This is a genomic window from Anaerosalibacter massiliensis, assembly GCF_024623155.1.
Taxonomy (GTDB): domain Bacteria; phylum Bacillota; class Clostridia; order Tissierellales; family Sporanaerobacteraceae; genus Anaerosalibacter; species Anaerosalibacter massiliensis.
This window is the reverse complement of the sequence record NZ_JANJZL010000005.1, coordinates 1-23,691: the sequence shown is the minus strand read 5'-3', so window position 1 is coordinate 23,691 and position 23,691 is coordinate 1. Positions and strand designations below refer to the sequence as shown.

Sequence of the window (23,691 nt, the reverse complement as noted above, 5' to 3'; positions counted from 1 at the left end):
AAAGAAAGGAAGAAAAATATAATTTACAGAAGGAGGAATTCTAATTGGATAAAAAAGATATAATTGAAGCATTAAAAAAAGTTTATGATCCAGAACTGAATAAAAATTTAATTGAGCTAAATATGGTAAAGAATATTTCGGAAAAAAATGGAAAGGTTAAAGTAGAAGTTGCTTTAACTACTATGGCATGTCCTATGAAGAATACAATGAAAGATGATATAGTAAATGAGCTTTCTTCTCTAGACGGAGTGAAGGAAGTAGAAGTCGAATTTGGTGAAATGACAGATATAGAAAAACAAAGTATTTTTGGGAAACCAGAAAGTCTTAATAATTTTCAAAATACAACTGTATTAGCTATTGGAAGCGGAAAAGGTGGAGTAGGAAAGTCTACAGTAACTGCTAACTTAGCTGTTACTTTAAGTAATATGGGGTATAACGTAGGTTTAATAGATGCAGATATATTAGGATATAGTATTCCACAAATAATGGGCATAAAGGAAGAAAAAATTACAGTAGTAGATGAAAGTATTATTATTCCAATTTCAGTAGAAGGTGTAAAGGTTATGTCCATGGGAAATTTAGTAGGAGAAGATGAGGCCTTGGTTTGGAGAGGTCCTGTGCTTTCTGGAGTTTTAAATCAGTTTTTAACGGAAGTATATTGGGGAGATTTAGATTATTTATTATTGGATTTGCCACCAGGAACTGGAGATATACCTCTAAGTATTATGCAAGAAGTTAAAGAAGCTAAATTTTTAATAGTTACTACACCACAAGTTACAGCAAAGGGAGTAGCAAAGAGATTAGGAATTATGGCCAAGAAAACAAATACAGAGATATTAGGGGTTATAGAAAATATGTCTTATTTTATCTGTGATAATTGTGATGAAAAGCATTATATATTTGGTAGTGGTGAAGGAGAAGCTTTAAGCAAGGAATTAGAAGTAGATTTTTTAGGAGAAATACCTCTTCTTAAAGAAATAAGGATAGGAAGTGATAAGGGAGTCCTAATTACTAAAGACTTAAATTCAGAAATAGGGCAAGTTTATAAACAAATTAGTGAAAAAATTATAAAAAAAAGTTAAAAAATCCTTGAAAAAACATATAAATTATCATAATCTATGTATATAGCATATTATATTCATTCCTGAGGAAGACTTTTATTAAGAGAGGTGATGGTTATGGATTCAGGACCCTTATCGGAGAAGATAGAATTAGGACAAAAACTGTATATTAAGGGAAGAACCATAATCATTATCTCTGATTGTGGCTCTTCTGAGGGGGGATAAAATTGAAAATTAACGAAAAAAGATTTGTACAATTATTGAACAATAAAGAATATATTCAGCTTAGAAAAGAGCTTCTACAATTAAATGCTATAGATATAGCGGAAGTATTGGAAGAAATAGACATTACGGTAGCCTTAATGTTATTTAGAATGCTTCCCAAAGATATAGCAGTTGATGTTTTTTCTTATTTTCCTAGAGATAAACAAAAAGAAATAATAGATAGTATTACAGATAAGGAATTACAATATATTATAGATGAGTTAAATTTTGATGATATGATAGACTTACTAGAAGAAATGCCTGCTAATGTAGTGAAGAAGATTTTGTTAAAATCCAATTATGATGAACGTAAATTAATAAATCAATTTTTAAATTATCCACCAGATTCGGCTGGAAGTTTAATGACTATAGAGTATGTAGATCTTAAAAAAGAAATGACTGTTAAAGAATCTTTAGATCATATAAAAGAAATAGGACTTACAAAGGAAACAGTTTATACATGTTATGTAACAGATTCCAATAGAAAATTAGAAGGATTGGTATCTTTAAGAAACCTTGTAGTAAGTGAAGGGGATAAAAAAATAAAGGATATAATGAATGAGGATGTAATATTTGTAAATACTCATGATGATCAAGAAGTAGTAGCAGATGTATTTAAAAGATATGGTTTTTTAGCTCTTCCAGTAGTGGATAAAGAAAATAGACTTACAGGAATTATAACTGTTGATGACATAATGGAAGTAATAGATCAGGAAAATACAGAGGACTTTCAAAAAATGGCTGCTATGGCTCCATCAGAAGAAAAATATCTTGAAACTAATATTTTTACTTTGGCAAAACATAGGATAGTTTGGCTTTTGGTGCTTATGATTTCAGCGACATTTACAGGAAATATTATAAGAAGGTATGAAAATGTACTTCAATCTACTGTGTTATTGGCTTCTTTTATACCTATGCTTATGGACACTGGTGGAAATTCTGGAAGTCAATCTTCTACATTAGTAATAAGAGGTTTGGCTTTAGGAGAAATAAAGTTAAGGGATGTAGGTAAGGTTATATGGAAGGAATTTAGAATAAGTATTATTGTAGGTTTAGTGCTAGGTTTTACTAATTTTTTAAGAATATATTATTTAGAAAAAGTGAATTTTCATATAGCATTAACAGTTTCAATAACTTTAGTTGTAACTGTAATAATTTCGAAAGTTATTGGAGGTATATTACCTATACTAGCTAAAAAAATGAAGATTGACCCTGCTATAATGGCAGGTCCACTTATTACAACAATTGTAGATGCTTTAAGTTTGTTTGTTTATTTCTATATAGCTAGTTCTATATTAAGCATATAAAATGTTTGAAATTATTTTATTATGTAGTAAATCAGGATAGTCGATGATTGGTTAAATGCCAGGCAATGCAGCCTGGCATTTTTGATATTTTAATTGATATCAATGTACTATTGAAATTGCTCAAAAAAATAGATAAAATGTATTCATATATTCATTTCGAGTATTAGGAATTAGTTGTAAAATAAATACTGGGGAAAAACATCTATAATATAGATGTTAAGTAGATGGTAAATATTAAAAATAAACTTCTTTCCTGAAAAAAGGAAAAATACTCAATATTTTAAAATGCTTATAGTTAAACCTGCACTTTTACTATCCCTAAATCAGCATTTACTTGGCATATTAATTGCGTAACTACTTATTAGAAACTTATTATAATTTCTAAATCCACTTAAAGGAAAATTTAATACTTGGTTTTTAGCATAAGGAAGAATTTGTACAAGTTATATTATTAAATAATTTTATTTTATTATAAAAATTAAATTAGAGGGGGAAAACACATGATTAACTTTATTTGGGCAGGACTTTTAATATCTGGATTTATTGTAGGTATTATTAATGGAAATGTGGATGCAGTAACAAATGCAGCTATTGAATCAGCAAATACGGCAGTAGAACTTGCAATAGGATTAGTTGGTGTTATGGCGTTATGGTTAGGAATTATGAAGATTGCAGAAGAATCAGGACTTGTAGAAAAATTAGCTAAGGGTTTAAAACCTATTACTTTAAAACTATTTCCTGATGTACCTGCAGATCATCCTGCTATGGGAGCTATGGTTATGAATATGGCAGCTAATATACTTGGATTGGGAAATGCAGCTACTCCTTTAGGACTTAAAGCTATGCAAGAGCTTCAAGAATTAAATCCTAAAAAGGATACAGCTACAGATGCTATGGTTACTTTTTTAGCAATTAATACATCGTCTATTACTTTAGTACCAGCTACTTCAATAGCTATATTGGCTTCAGCTGGAGCTAAGACTCCAACAGAAATAATAGGGCCTACAATAATAGCTACTACAGTCTCAACAGTAGTTGCCCTTGTTGCAACAAAGTATTTAGGCAAGCTTCCTAAATATCAAGTTGATTATAGCGAAGACTTAGAAAGTGAAGATGCTAAATAAATTAAAATATAAGGAGGAATTTACAATGTTTGTAAAGGTAGTAGAGGCTATTTCTAAGTATGCTATTCCTTTTATATTCTTAGGGATTACTATATATGGATTGTTTAAAAAAGTTTCTGTTTATGAAGCTTTTACAGATGGAGCTAAGGAAGGTTTCACTACAGGAGTAAGGATCATTCCTTATCTTGTAGCAATGTTAGTGGCTATAGGAGTTTTTAGAGCTTCAGGAGCTCTGGAATTATTAACTAAGGTTTTAAGTCCTATAACTAATGCTATTGGAATGCCAGGAGAGTTATTACCTATGGCACTTATGAGACCTCTTTCTGGTGGGGGAGCACAAGGAGTAATGAGTGAACTTATTACAACCCATGGACCAGAGTCTTTAATTGGTAGAATATCTGCAGTTATGATGGGATCTACTGAAACAACCTTTTATGTATTGGCGGTTTATTTTGGAGCAGTATCAATAAAGAAATCAAGACATGCATTATCAGCAGGATTACTTGCAGATTTAGCAGGTCTTTTAACTGCAGTTTATGTTTCTAGATTGTTCTTTGGTGCATAATTGGAGGGATATTTCATGATTAGACCGAAAGTTTTAAAATTAGGAGATACAATAGGTATTATATCTCCATCTAGTCCTACATCTAAGGAAAACGTTAATAAAGCAGAAGCAAAATTAAAGGAAATGGGTTTTGAAGTAAAGATGGGAAAGAATTTGTATAAGACTTATGGCTATCTTGCAGGTTCAGATAAGGAGAGAGCTGAAGATTTAAATAATATGTTTATGGATGAAGAAGTTGATGGAATTATATGTATTAGAGGTGGATATGGAGCGCCTAGAATATTAGAATTATTAGATTATGAAGGAATTAAAAATAATCCTAAAGTATTTGTAGGCTATAGTGATATTACAGCTTTACATATAGCTATAAATCAAATATGTAATTTAGTTACCTTTCATGGACCTATGGTTTCATCTAATATGATAGATGATTTTAGTGAGTTTTCAAAGGACAGTTTATATAGAAATATTTTAAATAATGAAGCTATAGGACTTGTGGAAAATCCTAAAGGAGAGGAAATTGAAATTATTAATAGAGGAATTTCAGAGGGAGAAATTGTAGGAGGAAATTTATCTTTAATTGCTGATACATTAGGTACTCCTTATGAAATAGATACAAAGGATAAGATTCTTTTGATTGAGGAAGTAGGAGAAGAACCTTACAATATAGATAGGATGCTTACTCAACTTAGATTGGCAGGTAAGTTAGAAGAAGCAAGTGGTATAATACTTGCTGATTGGAATGACTGTGAAGCTGAGTCTGATGAATATGATGATAGTTTAACTTTGATGGAAGTATTTAAGGATATAATTAAGCCAATAGGAAAGCCGACTATATACAATTTAAAGTCAGGCCATTGTAAGCCAATGATTACTATTCCATTAGGAGTCAAAGCTAAACTTAATGCAAATAAAGGGGAGTTATATATATTAGAAAGTGGAGTAAAATAAGTATATTTTTAAAAACTAGTGCTAATATGTGGATTTTAAGATAATAGGCTTCTTTTCCAAAAGCTTTGAATCAAAAATTTTTTAAGTCAGTCCTACTATCTTAAAATTTTACAATTATACAATTCTTTTAGCATAGTGCCAGTCCACGGATTTTAAGGTATTAGTTCTTTCTTCCGAAAAAGCTTTGGAGAAAATAGGACTCAGTTTTTGACAAAACTCTATCGCAAATGATGGTTATTTGCTAAATTGATTAAAAATCAATTTCACGGGTTTTGTGAAAAACTTCGTCTCTATTTTCTACCCAAAGACTTTTTAAGTCAGCAGACCTAATAACCTTAAAATCCTAGAGATATATCTTTATTTTCAACTGTATTTATTCTAAGAGTACAATATTAGAGCAAATAGAGATAAAAGATGAGTGACTTAAAAAAGTTTTGCTATGAAATAATCTGAATAAAATAGAAAATGCGTTAAGAATTTTTCATTGTTTGAGCGAAGCGAGTTTGAAAATATTTAGCATTTTCTATTTTATGAAGATACTATTTTATCAAAACTTTTTTGGAGCGAATTTTTTTCTCTATTTGCTAGTATGGCACTATGTGAAAAGAAAGTGTACATTCTATTATCTCAAAATATACGCTAGTACTAATTTTAAATAATAAATAACTGCCTTGAAATAAATTAATTTATTTCAAGGCAGTTATTTATTAAATTTTATATTTTTCAAGTTCTTTTCCAAATTGTTTAGAAACCTTTTTAAATTCACTAATATTCTTAGTCATTTTTTCAATTTCTTCTGTGTAAGTAATTATGTTTGCACTTACTTCTTCTGATGAGGCAGAATTTTCTTCAGCAATGGCAGCTAAAGATTCAATATTTGATGAAATTTTATTTAAGGATTTGCTTTCATTATTCAACTCACTAATTAACTCAATAATTAAATCAGATACACTTTTTATAGATAAAACTGTTACATAATCTTCACTAGCAATATTGGAAAGGGTTTCATTTTCTTTTTCTAGTATAGAATACTGATCTTCAATTTCCTCTACTAATTCATGAATTTCTTCAATGAAAGTTTCTAAGTTATTATTAATACTTTTGACTGCTGCTTTAGAATTTTTAGCTAATTCTCTTATTTCCATAGCTACAACTGTAAAACCTTGTCCATATTCTCCGGCTCTGCTAGCTTCAATACTAGCATTTAAGGCTAATAGGTTAGTTTTATCAGAAATTTCTTCTACAGTTTCTACAATATTATTTACATCTCTAGCCCTAGATTGAAGTTTTAAACCACTTTTTTTAAGCAAAGAAAATTGATTAAGAATATTGCTCAATTTATTTGAAGTATTTTTTAAATCTTCATATCCATCATTTATTCTTTCTACAGTTGTCTCTAAATCTTCTTTTCCTTTATTTTCTTTATCAACTACATTATTTAAAGAGTCAATACTTTTATTTAACAAGTAAGCAGAGTTTTCCGTTTCATCAGCTTGATTTACTGCACCTTCTGCAACTTGTTCTACTACATGGGATATTTCTTGAGATGTATAATTCATATTTTGGGATATCTCATTAAACTTATTTGCAAATACATTTAGTTCATCAGTAGTTCCTTTATATCCCACAAAATCTGATTTTAATGTTTTTTTAACATCATTAATTTTTAAATTAATTTCTTCAAAGAAATCTTTTGTAGAAATATTAGAGTATATAGAAAAATTTCTATTTGCCATACCTTCCAAAGACTTAAGTATTTTATCTTTAGGTAGAAAAAGGGCTTTGCTAATAGTATAAGGTACAAGGAATGTTAAGAGTAAAGTAATAGGTATAATAATACTTGTTTTTAAGAAGTTTGTACCTATAATATAAGGAATACCTATAAATATTAAAGAACCTAATCCTATTTTTAGTTCTAAATTTTTAGCAAATCCAAAAGAAAAAAAATTATTAATTCTATAATCCCTATTTTCATAAATTTTTTCAGGAAAAGTTATATGTAATTTAATAAATTCTTCTCTTTTTTCTACTGTTTTTATCTCTATTTCTTCTCCAAAATAATTACTAGCTCCTTCTAACATTCCTTGAAAATATCCAAACATTCCTCTAGGAGATGAATAAGTCATAGCTGCCTTATAACTTCCTATAGGTTCAATATTTAAAATAGGAGGTTTTGCTCCCGGAATTTTCTTGGTAACTACAATATGAATATCATACATAGCTTCCAAAAAAGAGTAAAGATTATCATATCTAAAAAAAGTTGGATAATCTTGTGAGAAAGTTTTAATATTATTTTTTCCCATTTCCCTCCAAATTTCAATAGAAGGCTTGTCCAATTTTTTAGTCATATATTCTATAATACCTATAGCCTTTTCATCTTTGATATCTTCTGTAGGGGTAAATACTTTTTTAGGATTTATACCTACATACTCCATTGCCTCATTGGTTAATTCATTTCCATAAAGTTTTCTACAAGTTTTTATCCAAGAAGAGACTATTGTTCCCTTCAAGTGATCACCTCCCCGTAATAGTAATAATTATATCATAATATTCACTTATAACTATGTATTTTCATAAGATATAGTAGTAATTATTTTAAAAAAAAGGGGGAATGGAATATGGATGAAGATTTTTTAATTAGTTTTTTTGATCCAGAAAAAAAGTTAACTATTAAAAAACCCCTTGAAGAAATGGTTAAGATATTACTTCCTTCTCAAATAGACATAAATTTTAATTTAGAATCTTTAAAAGCACAGGCAGTGATAATAAGGACTAATTTAATTAGAAATTCCTTAAAAATAGATGGCAAAGGATGTAATAAATATAAGGGTGTAGACTTATGTAAAAGTAATCATTGTTATGAGTTTAACTACCTAGAAGAATTCAAAGATATTTGGGAAAATAATTTTAATAAAAATATTAAAAAAATAGAAAAAGTAGTTAAAGAGACGGAAGGAAATATTCTCATTTTAAAGGGCAAACCTATTATAGCTGCATATCATAATACCTGTGGAGGTAGCACTGAAAATTCAGAAAATGTTATAAAAAATAAAGTAGTTTATTTAAGAAAAGTCTTATGTGATTATTGTATAGATTCGCCTAATTGGCATGGTAGTAAAAAATATTTTATAGAAGAAATTGAAAAGGCTTTAAATATAAATTTTCCCAAAGACTATTCTCTTAAAAAAGGTGAGATTGATGGATATATAGACAATATAATAAGAGATGAAGAAGGTAGAGTTAAAAAAGTTACTATAGGAGGGGAAGAATTTACAGGAAAAGAAATAATGGAATTATTAAATTTAAATTCCACTAGGTTTTATATATCTCCTATCTCAATAGAAATTGTATCAAGAGGCAAAGGGAGTGGATTAGGTTATTGTCAATACGGAGGAAATGAGATGGCTAAAAGAGGCTATTCCTATAGAGAAATATTGGATTATTACTATACAGGAGTCAAAATTGAAAATTATGTTCTTCCAAGTATAAAAAAACCATTAATGGGAAAAATAATACTAATAGATCCAGGACATGGAGGAGAAGACTTTGGACATATAGGGAGCAATGGTTTAAAAGAAAAAGACATTGTTTTATTAGTTTCAAAAAAGCTAAAAATCAAATTAGAAGAATTAGGTGCAAAAGTTTATTTAACAAGAAGTAAAGATGAAGATATACTATTAAATAAAAGAGCAGAAATGGCTAATCATATTAGGCCAGATTTTTTTATATCTTTCCATATGGATTTCTTTGCTAATTCCAATAATAAAGGCTGTAAAGCATATGTTTTTAAAAGAGATGAAAAAGAAAGGGAACTAGGAGATACAATATTAGAGGAAATAAATAAAAATATGAAAATAGTAAACAAAGGAGTTAAAGAAGGAAGATTTTTCTTATTGAAAAATGTAAATGTTAATGCTCTTCTAATAGAATTAGGATATTTATCTAATAGGGAAGAAGAACTAAACTTTTCAGATGAAATTTTTATAGAAGAATTAGTAGAGTCTATAAAAAAAGGTTTTTTGAAATATTTTGAATACTAATTCTTTGCTAAAATAGATTGACAATAATGTATATTCATAGTATAATAAAATTTTATTTGACAAAATTAAACTCCTATGGTATAATATCTTCTATGAGTGTCTAATCGCACTTCTTCTACCTCTTATGGAGGGGAAAATATTAGGGAAGGTGATAACTTTGTTAGAAAAAAGCTCTTTAGCCAAAATTAAAAAAAACGTAGAAGATTCGGTAGGCAAAAAAGTAATATTAAAAGCTAACAAAGGGAGGAAAAAGACGACTGTAAGAGAAGGGATATTAGAAAGTGCATATCCAAGTATATTTGTTGTTAAAATATCTAATGAATATAATAGCATTAGAAGAGTATCTTATACCTATTCAGATATATTGACAGAAACTGTAGAAGTAACTATATGTGGAGAAACAGAGAAAACTAAAATTAGTTAATATAAAAGAAGAACAAAGATTTTCTTTGTTCTTCTTTTTATATTAATTAGTTTTTATGATATAATAAGAAAAAACCAAAGATAAGGTGGTATATTATGAAGAAAAAAGTTTTCATATCATTAACTGTTGCTGTTGTTGTTATTTCTAGCGTGGCTCTAAATAGCATTAATAAAAATGGGGAAAATAAAATTACAAAATACAAAAAGGAAAATACAGAGAAAGAAAAAGTTGTTGTTGCTAATAGGTCTACAAAGGAATTTGAAAGTGTTTCTAAAAAAGTGGAGAAAAAATATGAAGGGGAAGCTTTAAATGTAGTTGAACATAATGGTAAAACAAAAATATATGAAAAAAATGATGAGGGAAGCCAGGTAATTTCTATAATTAATGATTATGATAAGGTAGAGCTTTTAGAAACTTTACCTAAAGGATGGTTTAAGGTAAAATTAGGAGATGGACAAATTGGATATGCAGATGCTAGATACATAAGATCTGAAAAAGTTCCGCCACATAATTATAATGAAAATTCTTCAGAATGGGTTCTCAAATTCAATGAAGAAAATCAGAAGTTAAGAATATATAAAGGTGGAAAACTTGTATCGGAAAGTTTAGGTTCTAGTGGACTGAAAGATGCCTTCACTCCCAAGGGAGTATTTGAGATAGAAAGTGGGAGAAGAGGATATTGGGCATATATACCTCGTTTTGAGCAAGGAATGAAATACTGGGTTGGATTTAAAGGCACTTATTTATTCCACTCAATTCCTTTTACAGAGGATCAAAAAATTATAGAAGAAGAAGCAAAAAAACTTGGGAAACCTTCAAGTCATGGTTGTATTAGATTGCCAATAGATATATCTAAGTATATATATGACAAAGTACCAGATGGAGCATTAGTAATAATAGAATAAAAAATCTACCTTAAGGTAGATTTTTTATTCTGAGCAAAAAAATACCGACTTATTATAGTCGGTATTTCATATAAAATAGGGAAATGAGCCTGGCTATATAGCTAGCTCTTTACGGGGAAGAAAGACCACTTGGAAGTCTTCCATGATTCATTATATATGAGGTTATACGTTTAAGTAAATAGGTCTTTGGGATTAATTCACTTTTGTGTTAAAGACTTATGGCTAGGGTCCACTGAATAATATATTTTTCAAAAAATATTTTATTCATCTTTTTAAACATTAAAGCATACATATCTTCATATAATATACAAATGGTATTGTAGGAGGAGATATAATGGCTGTGGAATTAATGAAAGACAATTTAAGAATTAATGAAATAAAAAGAAAAGAAGAATTACAGACATTAGTAGAAACAGAAATATATCTAGAACAATCGAAACCAGATATAGATAAAATACTTTGGGTTCAGGGGAAGCCAGAAATAACCAATGTTAAAATAGTAAAAGATAAACTATTAATTAGTGGATTAGTAAAATCTAAAGTAGTTTATAAATCTTCTGAAGAGAATTCATCTATACAAACTTTAGAAGGAACTAGTGATTTCCGAGAAGAAATAAATATGGATGGAATAAATAAAGATATGATAGTTAAAGCAAATGCTAATATAGAACATATAGAATACGAACAAGTAGATGGAAGGAAGGTATCATTAAATGCTCTAGTAAATATTGAAAGTAGAATAGAAAAGAGTAATTTAATAGAAATGGTGAAAGAAATTAAGGAAGTAGAGAATTTAGAGGTGCTGAAAGAAAAGGTAAGATATAATCATTTTCTAGGTGAAGGTAATACTCATAGTTTAATACATGAAGCCTTTGAAGTTGATGATGATATGCCAGATATTGATGAAGTACTTAAGCTGGATCTAAGAGTTCATGAGGATGAGTCTAAAGTAGTAGAAGATAAAATAATAGTTTCAGGAGTTATAGAATGTTCCATGGTATACCAAGGAAAAAATGAAATTAATTCTATAAACAAAGAAATAGCATTCAATCATTTTGTAGATGTAGAAGGTGCTATAAAAGATTCTAAAAAACAATTAGAAATGAATATAGATTCGGTAAATTATGAGGTTAAAGAAAATTTAGAGGGAAATTTAAGAATATTAGATTTAGAAATAAGGATCGGAATAGATGGAAAAGCATATGAACAGAGAGAGAAGAATATTGTTCTAGATGCCTATTCTACTAAAAAGGAAATAGATATTGAAAGGAAAGAAATAGAAATTGTAGAGAATGTAAAAGAATTGGAAAGTAAAGAATCCATTAAGGGTAGAATTGATCATTCAAATTTTGAAAAAGTTTATAGTATAGAAGGAAGTTCTACGATATTAGATAGTAGGATATTAGAAAATAAAATAATATTAGAAGGACTTTTAATATTAAATATACTGTATCTTGATTCTGATTCTGATGAAATAAATACATTAAAAGAAGAGATACCTTTTAAATCCTATATAGAGTCAGAAGGAATAGACGAAACTATGACTACAGAAGAGGAAAGTATAGTAGAGAAAATAAATTATAAAATTAATGATGAAAAATTAGAATTAGAAGTCTCTATTAAAAATTTAATAGAGCTAAACAGAAGAAAGAAAATAAATACTATATTGGATTTAAAAGAAAGTGAAGATTACATAGATAAAACTAAAAGACCAAGTATCATTATATATGTAATTCAGAAAGGGGACTCCCTTTGGAATATAGCCAAAAGATATAATACTACAGTAGATGAGTTAATTTCTTCAAATGATATATCATCACCAGACATATTGATGCCAGGAGAAAAGATAATAATAGAAAAAAATGTAGATATGAATTTTTAGCCTTTAGGAGTATTGCCTAAAGGTTTCTATTATTTCTAAGAAAAGTTATATATGTTATAATGAATTTATTAAATAAAAAAGAAAGGGAAAGGTATATGGATGAGTTTAAAATAGAAGCCTATGGGAAGATTAATCTAGCACTAGATGTTGTAGGAAGAAGAAATGATGGTTATCATGATTTGAATACAATTATGCAGCAAATTGATTTAAAAGATATTATCACCATTAAATCTAGGGAAAAAGGAATTAAAATTGAATGCAATATTCCAGAGGTTCCATTAAACTCCTCTAATTTAGTTTATAATGCTTGGGATAAGATGAAAGAAAAAAGTGGTTTAGATAGAGGAGCCCATATAATAATTGAAAAAAACATTCCAGTAGCTTCAGGACTTGCAGGAGGAAGTACAAATGCAGCTGCAGTTCTTAAGGGGCTAAATAAACTTTGGAGATTAAATCTATCAAATGAAGAGTTAATGGACATAGGAGTTAGTATTGGAGCAGACGTACCTTTTTGTATTGTAGGAGGAACAGCATTGGCGAAGGGAATTGGAGAAAAATTGGAAACATTAAGTAGTTTTTCTAATAAATTTATTCTTTTAGCTAATCCAGGAATGCCTGTATCTACTACTCATGTATATGAGAAATTAAATATTGATGGTATAAAGAAAAAGCCTAATATGGACATGCTAGTTCAAGCAGTTGAAAATGATGATTTATATTTTTTAGCTAAAAACATGGAAAATGTTTTAGAAGAAGTAACTATTAAAGAATTTAAAGAAATAAAAACCATAAAGGAAGATATGATCAAATATGGTGCTATAGGCAGTTTAATGAGTGGTAGTGGACCTACGGTATTTGGAATATTTGACAATGAAAAGGACTTAATTAGATGTAAAAATAAATTAGAGAAAAAAGTGGATAAAGTTATAATAACTAAAACTATTTGAATAATATTCCCACTTCTTGTAGAAAATATAGTTAGTAAAGACTACAAGAGGTGGGAATATTGTCTTTTAAATTTAAAATTAGTCTTAAAGAATATTTTGATATTTATTTATTAATAGCTTTTTTACTTCCATCTTTATTTATTTTTTTTATAGATTTACCAAGATTGAGAAAGGATAAATTGGAAAAAGAAGCTAAAATATCAAAATTTATTGCTATTGTATATATAATATTAGGCCCTATAGCCTACTTGTTTTCTAAAATAATATAGGAGGTTTACATGGAAAATAATATTCCTATACAAAAAAAACTAGATGAAAATATGAAAACTATAAAAGAAATATTTATAGATTGTGATGACGTAGTATATAGAGAATTTAAAGTAGGAGTAAAACAAAATTTTTCCCTAGCCATAATATTTATAGACGGCCTTATTGACCAAGATATGGTTAGCGATTTTGCTCTTAGACCTCTATTGGAGGCATCTAGATATTTAGAGCCAAACCCTATAACAATAAAGGATAATCTTTACAACCTAATAAAAGATGGAAATATTTCTGCAAGTGAAATAAAGGAAGTAGAAACAATTGATGAGGCTTTAGAAGCTATATTAGTAGGAGAAACAGCTCTTTTAATAGACGGATATAAGAAAATTATTATATTATCCTCTAGAGGTTGGGAAAAAAGAAGTATTGAAGAACCTCAAACTGAAACTTTAATAAGAGGACCAAGAGATGGTTTTACAGAAAATTTAAAAACAAATACTGTCCTTATTAGGAGAAGAATAAAGGATCCAAGTTTGAAGATAAAAATGATACAAGTAGGGAAAAGAACTAGGACAGATGTAGCAGTCTTATATGTAGATGATATAGTGAATGAGGATTTACTGAATGAGGTAAAAAAAAGACTTGAAGATATAGAAGTGGATTCAGTGTTAGATAGTGCAATATTAGAAGAGCTTATAGAAGATAATTACATATCGCCTTTTCCTCAGACAGAAAATACAGAAAGGCCAGATTCAGTATCAGCTTCTTTATTAGAAGGAAGAATTGCACTAATAGTAGATAATACTCCTTTTGTTTTAATTTTGCCAGCTACTTTAGGAACTTTAATGCAATCATCAGAAGATTATTATACTAGATGGACTATAGCTAGTATAGCTAGAATTATAAGATATATTGCTGGATTTGTAGCTGTACTGGCCCCAGGCCTATATATAGCTATAACTGCTTTTCATCCAGGGTTACTTCCTACCAGACTGGCTTTCTACTTAGCTTCAACTAGGATAAATGTACCTTTTCCTGCAGTGGTAGAAGCTTTTTCTATGGAATTGACCATAGAGTTTTTAAGGGAAGCAGGAACTAGACTATCTGGACCTATTGGTACAACTATTGGAATAGTAGGAGGACTTATAATAGGTCAAGCAGCAGTGGAAGCAGGTATAGTAAGCCCTCTAATGATTATAATAGTAGCTGTAACTACAGTGGCTTCTTTTACTTTGCCAAGTTATGAATTTGCAGCAGGTCTTAGGTTTTATAGGTTTGTCATTATGATATGTGCATCATTATTAGGACTTTATGGAATAATGCTAGGTCTTATTTTTATGGGAACTCATTTAGTTAAACTAAATAGTTATGGAATACCATTTACAACTCCATTCTCAGGAATTGGAATGGCAACAGGTGATTTAAAAGATATAATAGTTAGACTTCCAATTATAAGGTTAAAGTATAGACCAGATTTTACATTTCCAAAGGATAAAAAGAGGAATAAATAGGGTGATATTATGGAAAAGAACAACAGGGTATCTAATAGACAACTGCAAGCTCTTATAATAACTACAAGTATAGGTGTAGGAATACTATCCTTACCTAGTTCTGTAGCAGATATTATGGGGAATACTGGATGGCTAGCTATTCTTCTTGGAGGATTAGCAATATTACCTTTTATATATATAATGAATAAATTAGGAGAAATGTATAGGGGAAAGATATTTTATGATTATGGCAAAGAAGTAGTTGGGAATATTATATTTAAAATATTTTCTTCCATATATTTAATTTATTTCTTAGTTCTATTAGCTTTTATAGTCAGGGTTTTTGGAGAAGTTATTAAAGCATTTCTGTTAGATAATACGCCATTAGAAGTTATAATTTTTACCATGCTCTTAGCTACTTCCTATATTGGAAGAAGTAATATTGAAGCTATATCTAGAATGGCTCTTATAATACTTCCAATAATAATTATAATAACTATAGTTTTTATTTTATTTTCCATACCTACTTTAGATTTCACTAATTTACTTCCTGTTTTTCAAATAAATATTAAGGATATTCCAAGAGGTATGTCAACAGTTTTTTTTAGTTATGTAGGATTTGAAATAATACTCATAGCTTTAGCTTATATTGAAGATAGTGAAAATGCTTTAAAATGTAGTTTTAATGGTATATTTTATACAACAATTATATATTTAGTTACTTTCCTTATAACAATTGGCCAACTAGGGATACATGAACTTAAAAAACAGATTTGGCCATCTCTTTCTATTATGAGTGAAGTAGAGTTACCGGGATTTTTTATAGAGAATATAGATGGAATGTTAATGGCAGCCTGGGTTTTAATAGTATTTGCTACTATGGGGCCTGCAATTTATACAGGGGGAGTTATATTATCGAGTCTATTTGATACTAAAAAGCATGATTTTTTTGTTCTACCTATGATTCCCATAATCATGGGTCTATCTTTAATTCCTGAAAGCTTAAGTCAAGTATATTCAACTATGGGAAATATAGTAAAATACCTAGCTATTTTTAGTATAGTTATAGCACCTACAACAATTTTTATAGTAGCTCTCTTTAAGGAAAGGAAGAGTTTATGAAAAAGTATTTAATGATAGTATTTATAATATTAATAACTACTTTACTTACAGGTTGTTGGGATGTAGCAGAAATAAATGAAAGAATATTTGTTACAGCTATTGGAATAGATTTAAACGAAGATCCAAATGTAGAAGGAGAATATTTAATGACATATGTTTATCCAAATATTGCCTCTATAAAAGAGAATTCTAGCCAAAAAGAAGCAAAATTTGTTAAAATGACTGTAGCTAAAAGTCCTTTTTATGGTAGTAGACAACTTACAACTAGATTAGATAAACCACTATATTTTAAGCATACGAAAGTAATAGTGATAGGGGAGGATTTGTTAAAAGAACCAGATAAAATAAAAGAAATTTTTGATGGTTTAGGAAGAGATCCAAGAATAAATAGGAAGGTAAAGATAGTTGTAGCTCAAGGCAAAGCTAAGGATATTTTAAGTGTAAAAACTGAGCAAGAATTAGTAATAGGCGGTTATTTAAACAGTATGCTCCAAAATAAGAAAGTATCTGCAAGATTTACGGAACAAAATTTTTCAGATTTAATAAAAGATTTGCAGATTTCAAAGGTTTCTACAGCTCCAAGGGCAGTACCTAAAAAAGATGAGTTTAAATTATCTGGTGCCGCTATTTTAAAAGATTATAAATTAATAGGATGGCTAGGGGAAATGGAAAACAGTTTTTTAGCTTTATCTAAAGGAGAGGTAGTTTCTGATATAATAAATACTTATTATGAAGACACAATAATTTCTTATATAATATCTAATAACATAGCTAATAAGAATGTTTATTTAGACAAAGACAATATAAATGTAGATATAAATATATATACTGAAGGATATCTTCAAGAATATAAATATGAGGAAGATACTAATGCATTTGATGAAGAATTTTTGCAGACTGTGGAAAATAGATTGGAAAATGAGATAGAGGAAAATTTAGGCAAGATAATAGACATGTTTCAAAATAAATATAGGTCAGATGCATTGGGCATAGGAGAACATATAAGTAAGTTTCATCATAGAGTTTGGAAGGATATAGGAGGTAATTGGGAGGAAATATTTCCTACTATAAATATAAATGTAAATGCAGATGTCAAAGTGAGAAGAACTGGACTTACAAAATAATTTTGAAAAATATGAATAAAAAAATTAAAAAAGCCAAGACTTAGTAATAGATGAGAAAAAAGAAATGGACAAGGTTGGAAAAAGGAGGCAATAAAATGAAACAAAAGAAAACAGTTCTTATATTTTCCTTAATTTTAATCTCCATAGTATACATAGTATTCCCATATATATATTCAAAAAAGGATGAAACTGCTTTTAACGTCAATAAAGATATGATTAGATTTCATGTAATAGCTAATAGCGATTCTAAGAATGATCAAAAATTAAAATTACAGATTAGAGATAAGATATTAGAAGAAATGGGTTCAGAATTTAATGAGTCCAAAAGTATAGAAAATTCTAGAGAAATAATAAACAAGAATCTAAATAAAATAAAAGATATTGCAGAAAATGAAATCATAGCAGAAGGCAAGGATTACAATGTAGAAGTAGTATTAGGCAATGATAAATTTCCAACAAAAACCTATGGGGATTTAACATTACCTGCAGGAGAGTATGAAGCATTAAAGGTAGTTATAGGAGAGGGAAAAGGACAGAATTGGTGGTGTGTTATGTTTCCTCCTCTTTGTTTTGTAGATATAACTCATAGTGTATCTCCAATGGATGAAGAAGAATTTAAAGAAGAAATTAATAAAAAAGAAAAAGATGATGAAAAAGAAGATGAGACAAATGTGACAAATGAGATGGAAGAAGATGAAAAAGAAATAATTGAAGAAAGATATGTAAAAGAGGAAATAAAAGAAGATATACATGATGACAATGAAAATGAAGAAACAGAAATTTTAGAAGAAGAGAAAATAGTTTTAAAGTCAAAGGTAGTAGAAGTATTTGAAAAAACAAAAACTCAAATGGCAAGAATGTTTATAATAGAATAAAACTGTGAGTCAGAAGGGGGACCTCTGCTCACAGTTTTTTATTAATTAAGACTTTAATTTCTTAATATATGCTTTTTATCTATATTCTTGAATAAAAATTATAATTCTACAAAAAATAAGGGCGAAACTAAATTGTGAACTGAAAGGAGGATATTCTTTTGAGGAAAAGATCTTTTAATAAAAGACTATTTAATGTATGTATATTGACAATAATTTTTATTTTAGTAATAACTCTTTATAAATCTGAAAGTTTTCCTATGGAAGCTTCAGCATACCAGTCTTCTAAAGTTTTATATTGGGGCACAAGAGGTCAAGATGTTAAAGATGTTCAATGGAAATTAAGAAATTGGAAATATTATAATGGAAAAGTAGATGGTATATATGGTGCAGATACTTATAGAGCTGTGAGAAGATTTCAAAAGAAAAATGGCCTTAAAGTAGATGGAGTAGTAGGAGTGTCTACTGCAAGAGCTATGGGATTGAATTTTGCAACAACTTCTAGAGGTGCAGCTCCTGCTTCATCTACAGCAGGAATTAATAGAAAAGATGATGTATACCTTTTAGCAAGGGCTATTCATGGGGAGGCAAGAGGAGAACCTTATGTAGGGAAAGTAGCTGTAGGAGCTGTAATACTTAATAGGGTTAGACATCCCTCTTTTCCTAATACAGTAGCAGGGGTTATATATCAGCCACTAGCTTTTACAGCAGTAGCAGATGGGCAGATGAATTTAGCACCAAATAAAGATTCTATTAATGCAGCAAGGGATGCTTTAAATGGATGGGACCCAACTTATGGTTGCATATATTATTGGAATCCAGCTACAGCCACTAGCAAATGGATTTGGTCTAGAAAGGTAACACTTAAAATAGGTAAACACTGGTTTGGAGTATAAGGAGGGATTTAATGGATAAGAAAAGATGGATAATTCCTACTGTGTTGGCTGCAGTACTGATAATATCTTTAGTATGGGGTTATAACCAATTTAATCTAAGAAATGACTATGAAACAGCTCTAATTAATCATTATCAAAGGCTTTTCTATGACACTAAAAAACATGTAGAAAATTTACAAGTATCCCTTTCAAAAGCTTTAGTTTCAGATTCAAAGGAGCAAAATGTTTTGTTATTATCCCAAATTGTAAATGAAGCTTATTTTGCTCAAGATAAATTATCTCAAATGCCAGTAGCTCATGCTGAAATAGCAAAAACAGAGAAGTTTTTAACTCAGGTGGCAGATTATAGCTATTCACTTATACAGAATCATTTAGATGGGAAAGAACTGACTAGTAAGCAAAGGGAGACATTATTTAATTTACAAGGAAATTCATCTAATTTCAACAAGGAACTGTCTTTATTACACGATAAATTAATACAGGGGAATTTTAGAGAAACAACAATTAGTTCAAGACAAAGAAATAAATTGCAAGAGGCAAATAAGGAAATGGTTCAAACTAGACTTGTAAATTTAGAAAAGGAAATAGGAAAGTCTCCAGAGTTAATATATGATGGACCTTATTCAGATCAAATATTGAATAAAAAGCCTGTAGGATTAGGCAACAAAAAGGTGACAAAAAATGAAGCGGAAAGAATTGCAAGACAATTTGTAGGAGATAAAAAAGTTAGCAAAATAACTACTTTTGAAGAAGGGAAAGATATGCCTAAAGCTGCAATACCTTCCTATACTTTCAGTATAGTGCCTAAAAATAAATCAGAAGATATGGCAACTCATATAGGTATAAGCAAACAAGGTGGAAAAGTAGTGTGGATGGCAAATCCTAGAGGAATTTCTAAAAACAATTTATCTATGAAGCAGGCAGAAGAAAGGGCATTAAAATTTCTTGAGGAAAAAGGATATACTAATATGGAATCTAATTATTCCTTAAGATATGATGGAGTAGGAGTATTTAATTTTGCATATAAAGAAGGAGATGTAACTATATATCCAGATCTTATAAAGATAAAAGTAGCATTAGATAATGGTGAGGTAGTAGGATTTGATTCATCTGCTTATTTAATGAATCACAAAAAAAGAGATATACAAACGCCAACTATTACACCGGAGAAGGCAAGAGAAGCAGTAAAAATAGACTTTGATATAAATAGTACTAGGTTAGCTATAATTCCAAAAGGGAATAGAGAAGTACTTTGCTATGAATTTAAAGGAAAATATAAAGGTTCAGATTTTATCATATATATAAATGCGTTAAATGGAAAAGAAGAAGATATACTTCAAATAATAAAAAGTGAAAATGGTACATTAACTTTTTAAAAATATTAGTTGTAAAACTCCCCCTTTATCTGTACAATATAAATAAAAGGGGGAGTTTTAATGGACAATAGACCCATAGGTGTATTTGACTCAGGAATTGGCGGACTTACAGTCCTGCAAGAAATTACGGAACAACTTCCAGGAGAAGATATAATATACTTTGGAGATACAGCTAGAATTCCTTATGGGACCAGATCAAGGGAAACGGTTATAAAGTATTCCTTCCAATGTATTAGATTCCTCTTAAGTAAAGACATAAAAGCAATAGTAATAGCATGCAATACAGCTAGTGCTATGGCTCTAAAAGAAGCAAGGAAAGTATTTGATGTTCCTATAATAGGAGTTATAGATCCAGGTTCTAATGCAGCTGTATCCTCGACTAAAAACAATAAAATCGGAGTCATAGGTACTACTGGAACAATAAATAGTGAAGCCTACCAAAAAAGAATAAGAAGAGCCCATCCTAATTCAGAAGTAATTGGAGTTTCCTGTCCCTTATTTGTTCCAATAGTAGAAGAAGGTTGGGAAGATACAGATGTAGCTTTTTTAACAGCAGAAAAATACCTTTTAGAATTAAAAGAACATAATATTGATACTTTAGTTTTAGGCTGTACACATTATCCAATACTTAGGTATACTGTGGATAAGGTTATAGGTGATAAAGTAAAGCTTATAAACCCAGCTTATGAAACAGCTAAATGTACTAAAAAGCTTCTTAAAGATAAGAAACTCTTATCTGATAAAATAGATGGATCTAAGTGTGAATTCTATGTTAGTGATGATCCAGAAAAGTTTAGAAGAATAGGGGGCAATATATTAAGAAAGGAAATAGCTACAATCCAAAAGGTTAATATAGAAGTACTTTAATATTGAAAATATAGGCACTGTTTCAGTGCCTACTATTAAATAGTTAATGCCTAAAATTAAGCGGGCATAGGAGGTTTTAGAATGAATGATAGTTTTGTGAAGGAAAATGTTTTTGAAATATTAGACTATATTAGTGAAGGCATATATATTATTGATAAAAATGGCAGAATAATCTACTACAATAAATTTGCTCAAATAATTGATGATATAGATGGAGATGAGGGCATAGGAAGACATATATTAGAAGTTTATCCTTCCCTTTCATATGATACTAGTACCCTTCTTACCGTTACAAAAACTGGAGAACCTATTCTAAATGTAGAACAGACTTTTCTAAATTATAGAGGGAAAAAAATAACTACTATAAATTCTTCTTTACCTATAAAATCCAATGGGAAAGTTGTAGGGGCACTAGAAATATCTAGAGATATAACTCAAGTAAAACAAATGTCAGAAACTATAGTAGAGTTACAAGATGAGCTATACAATGGAAAGAAAAAAGGTAAGAAGAAAAAAAAGAAGGATAAGAATAAATGGGCTAAATATACATTTATGGATATAGTAGGAGAAAACAAAAAGATGTTAGACCTTAAGTCTATAGCCTTAAGAGCTGCAGATACTGATGTTCCTGTGCTAGTATATGGAGATACTGGAACTGGCAAAGAGCTGTTTGTTCATTCAATTCACAATGCAAGTCCTAGGAAAGAAAAACCTTTTGTTGTACAAAATTGTGCAGCATTACCTGCCAATTTATTAGAAGGTATATTATTTGGCACTGTAAAAGGAGGTTTTACAGGTGCAGAAGACAGGCCTGGTTTATTTGAATTAGCTCATGGGGGTACATTATTTTTGGATGAAATAAATTCTATGCCTTTAGAATTGCAAGCAAAGCTCTTGAGAGTCCTGCAGGATAATGTAATAAGGAGAGTAGGAGATATAAAGACTAGAAATGTAGATGTAAGAATTATTACAGCTACTAATGTACCTCCAGAAGAAGCAGTGGCTAAAAAACAATTGAGAAAAGATTTATATTATAGATTAAATGTAGTAAGTTTTGAAATACCACCACTTAAAGAAAGAAAAGATGATATTCCTTTATTAACTAATTTTTTCATAGATAAGATTAATAAGAAAACAGGAAGAAAAGTAGAAAATGTATCTAATGAAGTGATGGAAATATTTTTAAAATACAATTGGGAAGGAAACGTAAGAGAATTAGAGCATTTACTTGAAGGAATAATAAGTATATATGATATAAAAACCATAGAGGTAGAACATCTTCCTACTAAACTCAAGAATTATGAAAGGAAAAAAAGAAATAATAATGTAAAATCTTTAAAGGATACCTTAGAAGATGTGGAAAGAAATATGATATTAGATGCTTTAAAAATAAATGATGAGAATATAACTCATACAGCAGACATGCTTAAGATTCCAAGACAAACCCTTCAGTATAAAATAAATAAATATAATTTAAAATAAAAGTATTTAGTGCCAAAACTTTAGCCAAATAACGCCGAAATTTAGGCTAAAAAAACGTTTTTGGCACATTTTATTTTGAACAATAAACTATATATACCCATATTTGAGGGGATTAACAAAAATATTTTACTTGGCACGCAAGTTGCATTAATTGTTAATATATTAGCAAATCCATATTTTGATTTATTAATTAGCTTTTTAAATTAGAAAATACTCTATGTAATTAAGTTTTATATTATGATAGGAGGAGTGTGAAATGAAGAAAGGATGTCCTTATGGAACTCATCGTGTATTAGAACCAAAGGGAGTATTGCCTCAACCAGCTCACAAGATTAGCAATGGTATGGAAATTTATGACAATGAAATACTTATTGATGTACAAACATTAAATATTGACTCAGCAAGTTTTACTCAAATAAGTGAAGAGGCAAAAGGCGATGTTGAAGGAATTAAGAAAATAATGAAAAGCATTGTAGAAGAAAGAGGGAAACATCAAAACCCAGTTACAGGCTCAGGTGGAATGCTTATAGGTACAGTTGAAAAAATAGGACCAGCATTAGAAGGCAAAACTGACCTTAAAGTAGGAGATAAAATAGCTACCTTAGTATCTTTATCTTTGACTCCACTTAGAATTGATGAAATAGTAGAAATAAGACCAGAAATAGACCAAGTAGATATTAAAGGAAAAGCTATACTATTTGAATCTGGACTTTATGCAAAGATTCCAG

21 protein-coding genes are annotated in these 23,691 nt (G+C 29.3%); 20 read left to right on the top strand and 1 reads right to left on the bottom strand.

The window, feature by feature from the left end:
* The first annotated feature begins 44 nt into the window (after window positions 1-44).
* The 5 genes from NSA23_RS08805 to NSA23_RS08785 all read left to right on the top strand — a co-directional run bounded on the left by NSA23_RS08805 (window position 45) and on the right by NSA23_RS08785 (window position 5,272).
* Entirely contained in the window at window positions 45-1,082 is a 1,038-nt protein-coding gene (locus NSA23_RS08805; RefSeq protein WP_042678975.1) for an Mrp/NBP35 family ATP-binding protein, read from the top strand.
* A 212-nt stretch (window positions 1,083-1,294) separates the two neighbouring features.
* Window positions 1,295-2,632 (top strand): magnesium transporter, encoded by a 1,338-nt coding sequence (mgtE, locus tag NSA23_RS08800; protein WP_042679021.1) that lies wholly within the window; start codon window positions 1,295-1,297, stop codon window positions 2,630-2,632.
* A gap of 500 nt (window positions 2,633-3,132) precedes the next feature.
* Window positions 3,133-3,756, top strand: a complete 624-nt coding sequence (locus tag NSA23_RS08795; RefSeq protein WP_042678974.1) for a nucleoside recognition domain-containing protein — start codon at window positions 3,133-3,135, stop codon at window positions 3,754-3,756.
* Window positions 3,757-3,781: 25 nt separating this feature from the next.
* Window positions 3,782-4,321 carry a spore maturation protein gene (locus tag NSA23_RS08790; RefSeq protein ID WP_042678973.1) on the top strand — a complete coding sequence of 180 codons (540 nt, stop codon included), beginning with the start codon at window positions 3,782-3,784 and terminating at the stop codon, window positions 4,319-4,321.
* 15 nt (window positions 4,322-4,336) lie between these two features.
* On the top strand, window positions 4,337-5,272 hold the full coding sequence (locus NSA23_RS08785) for a S66 peptidase family protein (protein ID WP_042678972.1): 936 nt from the start codon (window positions 4,337-4,339) through the stop codon (window positions 5,270-5,272).
* A gap of 707 nt (window positions 5,273-5,979) precedes the next feature.
* Here the strand turns inward: NSA23_RS08785 and NSA23_RS08780 are convergent.
* On the bottom strand, window positions 5,980-7,782 hold the full coding sequence (locus NSA23_RS08780; RefSeq protein ID WP_042678971.1) for a heme NO-binding domain-containing protein: 1,803 nt from the start codon (window positions 7,780-7,782) through the stop codon (window positions 5,980-5,982).
* A 108-nt stretch (window positions 7,783-7,890) separates the two neighbouring features.
* On the opposite strand from NSA23_RS08780, the gene NSA23_RS08775 reads away from it, so the two are divergent.
* The 15 genes from NSA23_RS08775 to kdd all read left to right on the top strand — a co-directional run.
* Window positions 7,891-9,312, top strand: coding sequence for an N-acetylmuramoyl-L-alanine amidase (locus NSA23_RS08775; RefSeq protein WP_042678970.1), 1,422 nt, complete (start codon window positions 7,891-7,893; stop codon window positions 9,310-9,312).
* A 157-nt stretch (window positions 9,313-9,469) separates the two neighbouring features.
* Window positions 9,470-9,736, top strand: coding sequence for a Veg family protein (locus NSA23_RS08770; protein WP_042678969.1), 267 nt, complete (start codon window positions 9,470-9,472; stop codon window positions 9,734-9,736).
* 95 nt (window positions 9,737-9,831) lie between these two features.
* Window positions 9,832-10,641: a L,D-transpeptidase family protein gene (locus tag NSA23_RS08765; RefSeq protein ID WP_050069702.1), complete on the top strand. Its 810-nt coding sequence runs from the start codon at window positions 9,832-9,834 to the stop codon at window positions 10,639-10,641.
* A 334-nt stretch (window positions 10,642-10,975) separates the two neighbouring features.
* Entirely contained in the window at window positions 10,976-12,523 is a 1,548-nt protein-coding gene (locus NSA23_RS08760) for a DUF3794 and LysM peptidoglycan-binding domain-containing protein (RefSeq protein WP_042678968.1), read from the top strand.
* 59 nt (window positions 12,524-12,582) lie between these two features.
* The gene (gene ispE / locus NSA23_RS08755; protein WP_257490426.1) at window positions 12,583-13,470 is read left to right on the top strand and encodes a 4-(cytidine 5'-diphospho)-2-C-methyl-D-erythritol kinase; all 888 of its coding nucleotides are present in this window, start codon (window positions 12,583-12,585) and stop codon (window positions 13,468-13,470) included.
* 59 nt (window positions 13,471-13,529) lie between these two features.
* Window positions 13,530-13,739, top strand: coding sequence for a CLC_0170 family protein (locus tag NSA23_RS08750; protein ID WP_042678966.1), 210 nt, complete (start codon window positions 13,530-13,532; stop codon window positions 13,737-13,739).
* Window positions 13,740-13,748: 9 nt separating this feature from the next.
* On the top strand, window positions 13,749-15,245 hold the full coding sequence (locus NSA23_RS08745) for a spore germination protein (RefSeq protein ID WP_042678965.1): 1,497 nt from the start codon (window positions 13,749-13,751) through the stop codon (window positions 15,243-15,245).
* Between the two features lie 9 nt (window positions 15,246-15,254).
* Window positions 15,255-16,346 carry a GerAB/ArcD/ProY family transporter gene (locus tag NSA23_RS08740; protein ID WP_257490425.1) on the top strand — a complete coding sequence of 364 codons (1,092 nt, stop codon included), beginning with the start codon at window positions 15,255-15,257 and terminating at the stop codon, window positions 16,344-16,346.
* Entirely contained in the window at window positions 16,343-17,470 is a 1,128-nt protein-coding gene (locus NSA23_RS08735) for a Ger(x)C family spore germination protein (RefSeq protein WP_257490424.1), read from the top strand. The genes NSA23_RS08740 and NSA23_RS08735 overlap by 4 nt, the downstream gene beginning before the upstream one ends.
* Before the next feature lie 95 nt (window positions 17,471-17,565).
* On the top strand, window positions 17,566-18,345 hold the full coding sequence (gene spoIIR / locus NSA23_RS08730) for a stage II sporulation protein R (protein ID WP_257490423.1): 780 nt from the start codon (window positions 17,566-17,568) through the stop codon (window positions 18,343-18,345).
* A gap of 158 nt (window positions 18,346-18,503) precedes the next feature.
* Window positions 18,504-19,238: a spore cortex-lytic enzyme gene (gene sleB, locus NSA23_RS08725; RefSeq protein WP_042678961.1), complete on the top strand. Its 735-nt coding sequence runs from the start codon at window positions 18,504-18,506 to the stop codon at window positions 19,236-19,238.
* 11 nt (window positions 19,239-19,249) lie between these two features.
* Entirely contained in the window at window positions 19,250-20,614 is a 1,365-nt protein-coding gene (ypeB, locus tag NSA23_RS08720; protein ID WP_257490422.1) for a germination protein YpeB, read from the top strand.
* A gap of 60 nt (window positions 20,615-20,674) precedes the next feature.
* The gene (gene murI / locus NSA23_RS08715) at window positions 20,675-21,481 is read left to right on the top strand and encodes a glutamate racemase (RefSeq protein ID WP_042678959.1); all 807 of its coding nucleotides are present in this window, start codon (window positions 20,675-20,677) and stop codon (window positions 21,479-21,481) included.
* 81 nt (window positions 21,482-21,562) lie between these two features.
* A complete protein-coding gene (locus tag NSA23_RS08710) occupies window positions 21,563-22,963 on the top strand; it encodes a sigma-54 interaction domain-containing protein (protein ID WP_042678958.1) in 1,401 nt (466 codons plus the stop codon).
* A 256-nt stretch (window positions 22,964-23,219) separates the two neighbouring features.
* Window positions 23,220-23,691: L-erythro-3,5-diaminohexanoate dehydrogenase (gene kdd, locus NSA23_RS08705; protein WP_476726959.1), on the top strand; the 472-nt coding region annotated here is incomplete at its 3' end.